Genomic DNA, 4,544 nt, shown 5'->3' with positions numbered 1-4,544 from the left:
AACGACGAACGCCCGAAGCGCCAGCGAAGGGCCGGTTCCGGTAGGACAGAGGGGGGTGTTTGCACGCCAGCAGCCCGTCATTTCGCGGGATTTATTCCGATGACAGTCGACGTTCACCCGCCCTGCTTCGTGCCGAAATCGACCTTCGGCGGCTGCATCTTGTCTTCGGCGACAGTGAAATTGGCAAAGGGCTCATTGCCGCGGAACCAGAAGGTCGCCCACAGCACCGAGGGGAAGGTCCTCAGCGTCAGATTGTAGTCCCTGACCGCCTGGATGTAGTCGCGCCGCGACACCGCGATGCGGTTTTCGGTGCCTTCGAGCTGGGCTTGCAGCGCCAGGAAATTCTGATTGGCCTTGAGGTCGGGATAGGCCTCCGAGACCGCGATCAGCCGCGACAGCGCGCTGGTCAGCCCCGCCTGGGCATCCTGAAACTTCTTGAGGGCTTCGGGATCCTTCAGCGTTTCCGGTGTTACCGTGATCTGCGTTGCCTTGGCGCGCGCCTCGACCACCGCGTCGAGCGTATCCTTTTCGTGCGAGGCATAACCCTTCACCGTCTCGACCAGGTTGGGGATGAGGTCGGCGCGGCGCTGATACTGGTTCAGCACCTCGCTCCACGCCGCCCTGGCGTTTTCTTCCGCTGTGGGGATGGTGTTGTAGCCGCAGCCGGCAAGCAGCGGCAGCACGATCGCCATCATCAGGAAGGCGGGCAGCGTGCGGAAAATGGACGGCGAGGCAAGGCGCTGGGCAAACATGATGGGGTCCCTCGGTAGAAGTTGCACGCGAAGCATTACCACAATCAGCGCGCAAGAAAACCGCCCGGGCCGGCAGCCCCTCGCCTGCCATGCCCGATGCCGCTGCAAGGGTCTGTGATTGGCCGTACGAACGCGATAAGGTCCACAAAACGGGACATCATCATGGCGGAGCGCCAGGACAGCGAGAAGGAATCGCGCCGTATCCTCGAGCGCATCGCGCACGAGACGAATCCGGCGGGCGACTCGTTTGCGGGGCGGGCCGCGAAAGGCATGCGCGATCACGTCACCGCGGCCGATGCCGATCGCGCCGATCCGATCGAAGTTTGGGGCACCCGCTTTGGCCGCACGCTGGGCCTGCTGCTGGCGCTGGGCCTGATGGTCTGGCTCGTGCTTTACGTCATCCGGGGCAGTTAGGAATCAAACGACAATGAGCGCCGAACAAACCGACGCGCCGCGTGCGGTCATCGTCATTTCCAGCCATGTCGCGCGCGGCTCGGTCGGCAACCGTGCCGCCGTGTTTGCGCTGGAGACCCTGGGGTTCCCGGTCTGGGCGGTGCCGACCGTCATCCTGCCCTGGCATCCCGGCCATGGACGGGCAACACGGATCGTACCGCCGCTCGACCAGTTCAAGGCGCTGATGGCCGATCTCGAGCGGGCGCCATGGCTGGGTGAAGTCGGCGCCGTGTTGTCCGGCTATCTCGGCGAGGCCGGCCAGGCCGAGGCCGTCGCCTCGCTGGTCGCCGCGGTGAAGGCAAGGACACCCGGCGCCGTCTATATCTGCGATCCGGTGATGGGTGATTCGGGCGGCCTCTACGTGCCCGAGCCGACAGCCATCGCCATGCGCGACCGGCTGATGCCGATCGCCGACATAGCCACCCCCAACCGCTACGAACTGGAATGGATGGCCGGCGCCGCGTTGCCCGACCTGAAATCGGCGATCGCGGCAGCGCTCCACGCCGGACCATCGACCATGCTGGTCACCTCTGCGCCGTCGATGATGACGGGCGGCACCGGCAATCTGCTGCTCGATAGCAGCCAGGCGCTGCTCGCCGAACATCGCCTGATCGACAAGCCGCCGAATGGCCTGGGCGATCTGACGGCGGCCGTCTATCTGGCACGTATCCTGTCCGGCCAGCCGCCGGTCAAGGCGCTGCAATCGACGACGGCGGCGGTCTACGAGATCCTGGCGCGCACCGCCAAGCGCGGCGGCGACGAACTGCAGCTCGAAACCGATGCGCAGAGCCTGTCGCATCCGATGGCGATGGTCCAGCTTCGCCACCTCACGCATCCGGGGCGGGGCCGCCGGGCGTGACGTCGACTGAGGCCGTGCTTGTCGGCGTCGACGGCTGCAAGGCCGGCTGGATCGCCGTCCGGTGCGCTTTTGGCATGGCACCGTCGGTCGGTGTCTTTGCAACCTTCACTGCCCTGCTCGCATCCCTTCCCGAAGACGCTGTCATCGCTGTCGACATGCCGATCGGCCTACCCGACTTTTCGGGCAAGGGCGGTCGCGGCCCCGAAGCGCTGGTGCGGCCGCTGCTCGGGGCGCGCCAATCCAGCGTCTTCTCGATCCCCTCCCGTGCCACGCTCTATGCGGAGACCAATGATTTCACCACCATCGAAGCCTGGTATGCCGCGCACATCAGGGCAAGCGAGGTGGCCCTGACCACATCCGACCCGCCGCGCGGAGTCTCGATCCAGGCGTTCGGCATTTTTGCCAAGATCCGCGAGATCGACGCCCTGCTGATCGCGCGACCCGATCTGCGCGGCCGCGTGTTCGAATCGCATCCGGAAGTCGCTTTCTGCCGCCTGAACGGCGATCAGGCCATGCAACTGCCGAAGAAGATCAAGGGCGGCATCAATCCGGCCGGCATGGCGGAACGCAAGGCTCTGCTTTGCCGGCATGGCTATGACACGGCCTTTCTCGACCAGCCGCCACCGCGCGGCGCCGCCGCCGACGATTTCCTCGACGCGGCCGCGATGACGCTGATCGCCGGTCGCATCGCCAGCGGTGAGGCACGGCCGCTGCCCGACCCGCCGGGCCGCGACAGCTTTGGCATTCCTGTCGCCATCTGGGCGTAACGCTGTTGGCCAAGGTTGCGCTCGATGCATGGCATTTCTAGCCAGCCCTCATAATTCTGCATTGCTCGCGACCGGCTTTTGCCGCTAGAGCCTCTCTAGACCGCAACGAGCTGCCGCATCCAACCCGGAAAGGCTCCAGACGCCGCCCATGTCCCATCTCCCTGAACATCTTCTCGCCGGCTACCGCAATTTCATGAATGGCCGCTATCTCACAGAGAGCGGGCGCTATCGCGATCTCGCTCGCGAAGGCCAGGCGCCGGAGACGATGATCGTCGCGTGCTGCGATTCGCGTTCGGCGCCCGAGGCGATCTTCGACGCCGGGCCCGGCGAACTCTTCGTGCTGCGCAATGTCGGCAATCTGGTGCCGCCCTATGCTCCCGATGGCGAGTTCCATTCGACCTCGGCGGCGCTTGAATTCGCCGTGCAGAGCCTCAAGGTCAAGAACATCGTCGTCATGGGCCATGGCCGCTGTGGCGGCATCCGTGCAGCGCTCGACACCAATTCCGCGCCGCTTTCGCCGGGCGACTTCATCGGCAAGTGGATGAGCCTGATCGCGCCGGCGGCCGAAACCGTCTCCTCCAGCACCTTCATGACCGCGTCGGAGCGCCAGACCGCGCTGGAGCGCATCTCGATCCGCTATTCCATCGCCAACCTCAGAACCTTTCCCTGCGTCTCGATTCTCGAGGGCAAGGGGCGACTGTCGCTGCATGGGGCCTGGTTCGATATCTCGACCGGCGAACTCTGGACGATGAACAAGGAAACCGGCGATTTCGAACGGCCGGAGCTGGGATGAACACAGCGGCGCGCAAGGTGGTAAACATCAGGTCGGCCGCTTTGACGGCGGCCGCGCTGCTGATAGCGATTATTGCCGCCCGCGCCGATGATCGTGCCCTCATCAGCCGCTGGTATTCGGCGCTGCTGGTCGCCGACCGCACCGAACTGTCCGACCTGCTCGCCGATGATGTCCGCATCAAGCTGGACGACCTCGGCATCGTGCAAAGCAAGCAGGAATTCATCGCCTCGATGGACGAATGGAAAGGTGCGGTTGCGGGCGCAGCGATCCGGCATCGGATCGAAAAGAGCGAAGGCGGGGTCACCACCGTGGTCGCCTGCTACGACTTTCCCAACAATGACAAGCTCATGCATGAGACTTTCGCGGTGACCGACGACCGCATCACCGCCAGTTCGCAAGCGGCAATCGCCGAGACGTGCGACGGCTTCTGACGCCATCCTGAGGGCCGAGCCGTTGCGCCTTGCGAGGCCTCGCCCTACATCGGGGACGACCAAACCTCTCCCCGTCAACGATCGAAAGACTGTCCATGCCTTCCACGAAAGCCGTCGACCTCGCCGCCCATCCGCTGACCGCGTGGCAAGGGCCGCTCGGCCTGCCCGATTTCACGCGCATTGGCGATGGCGACTTTTCCCCGGTCTTCGACGCGGCGCTGAAGGCGCACGAGGCCGAGATCGAGGCGATCGCCGGCAACAAGGATGCGCCGACCATCGAGAACACGCTTGCCGCGCTGGAACTCGGCGGCGAAGCGCTCGATCGCGTCTCGTCGATCTTCTGGTGCCGCGCCGGCGCCTACACCAACGAGACGATCCAAGCGCTGGAGCGCGACATCTCGCCGAAAATGTCCAGGCATTTCTCGGCGATTTCGATGAATGAGCGGCTGTTTGCCCGCATCGACGATCTCTACCAGCGCCGCGTCGAAG

At 64.9% G+C, this 4,544-nt stretch carries 6 protein-coding genes and 1 pseudogene; 6 read left to right on the top strand and 1 reads right to left on the bottom strand.

The annotated features are described in order from the left end of the window. Positions 1–113: 113 nt before the first annotated feature. The gene (locus EN939_RS22045) at positions 114–752 is read right to left on the bottom strand and encodes a LemA family protein (RefSeq protein ID WP_127269647.1); all 639 of its coding nucleotides are present in this window, start codon (positions 750–752) and stop codon (positions 114–116) included. 162 nt (positions 753–914) lie between these two features. Between EN939_RS22045 and EN939_RS22040 the strand changes: the two genes are divergently transcribed. The 6 genes and pseudogenes from EN939_RS22040 to EN939_RS22015 all read left to right on the top strand — a co-directional run. Next, positions 915–1,166 (top strand): hypothetical protein, encoded by a 252-nt coding sequence (locus EN939_RS22040; protein WP_127269645.1) that lies wholly within the window; start codon positions 915–917, stop codon positions 1,164–1,166. 13 nt (positions 1,167–1,179) lie between these two features. Continuing rightward, on the top strand, positions 1,180–2,064 hold the full coding sequence (gene pdxY / locus EN939_RS22035; protein WP_127269643.1) for a pyridoxal kinase PdxY: 885 nt from the start codon (positions 1,180–1,182) through the stop codon (positions 2,062–2,064). Further along, the gene (locus EN939_RS22030) at positions 2,061–2,831 is read left to right on the top strand and encodes a DUF429 domain-containing protein (RefSeq protein WP_127269641.1); all 771 of its coding nucleotides are present in this window, start codon (positions 2,061–2,063) and stop codon (positions 2,829–2,831) included. Before pdxY ends, EN939_RS22030 begins: the two co-directional genes overlap by 4 nt. Before the next feature lie 148 nt (positions 2,832–2,979). Further along, on the top strand, positions 2,980–3,624 hold the full coding sequence (locus tag EN939_RS22025; RefSeq protein ID WP_023811712.1) for a carbonic anhydrase: 645 nt from the start codon (positions 2,980–2,982) through the stop codon (positions 3,622–3,624). Continuing rightward, positions 3,621–4,055: a nuclear transport factor 2 family protein gene (locus EN939_RS22020; protein ID WP_127269640.1), complete on the top strand. Its 435-nt coding sequence runs from the start codon at positions 3,621–3,623 to the stop codon at positions 4,053–4,055. The genes EN939_RS22025 and EN939_RS22020 overlap by 4 nt, the downstream gene beginning before the upstream one ends. Before the next feature lie 95 nt (positions 4,056–4,150). Next, positions 4,151–4,544: pseudogene (locus tag EN939_RS22015) on the top strand (peptidase M3); the annotation flags it as partial.

Source organism: Mesorhizobium sp. M7A.F.Ca.CA.002.05.1.1 (genome assembly GCF_003998335.1).
GTDB lineage: Bacteria > Pseudomonadota > Alphaproteobacteria > Rhizobiales > Rhizobiaceae > Mesorhizobium.
Note: the sequence above shows the minus strand (reverse complement) of the source record. Positions and strands in the feature narration are given on the sequence as shown.

Bases quoted from the DNA above. Each gene is read 5' to 3' on its own strand.
- EN939_RS22045 (WP_127269647.1), bottom strand. From the start codon at position 752: ATGTTTGCCCAGCGCCTTGCCTCGCCGTCCATTTTCCGCACGCTGCCC.
- EN939_RS22020 (WP_127269640.1), top strand. From the start codon at position 3,621: ATGAACACAGCGGCGCGCAAGGTGGTAAACATCAGGTCGGCCGCTTTG.
- pdxY (WP_127269643.1), top strand. From the start codon at position 1,180: ATGAGCGCCGAACAAACCGACGCGCCGCGTGCGGTCATCGTCATTTCC.
- EN939_RS22040 (WP_127269645.1), top strand. From the start codon at position 915: ATGGCGGAGCGCCAGGACAGCGAGAAGGAATCGCGCCGTATCCTCGAG.
- EN939_RS22025 (WP_023811712.1), top strand. From the start codon at position 2,980: ATGTCCCATCTCCCTGAACATCTTCTCGCCGGCTACCGCAATTTCATG.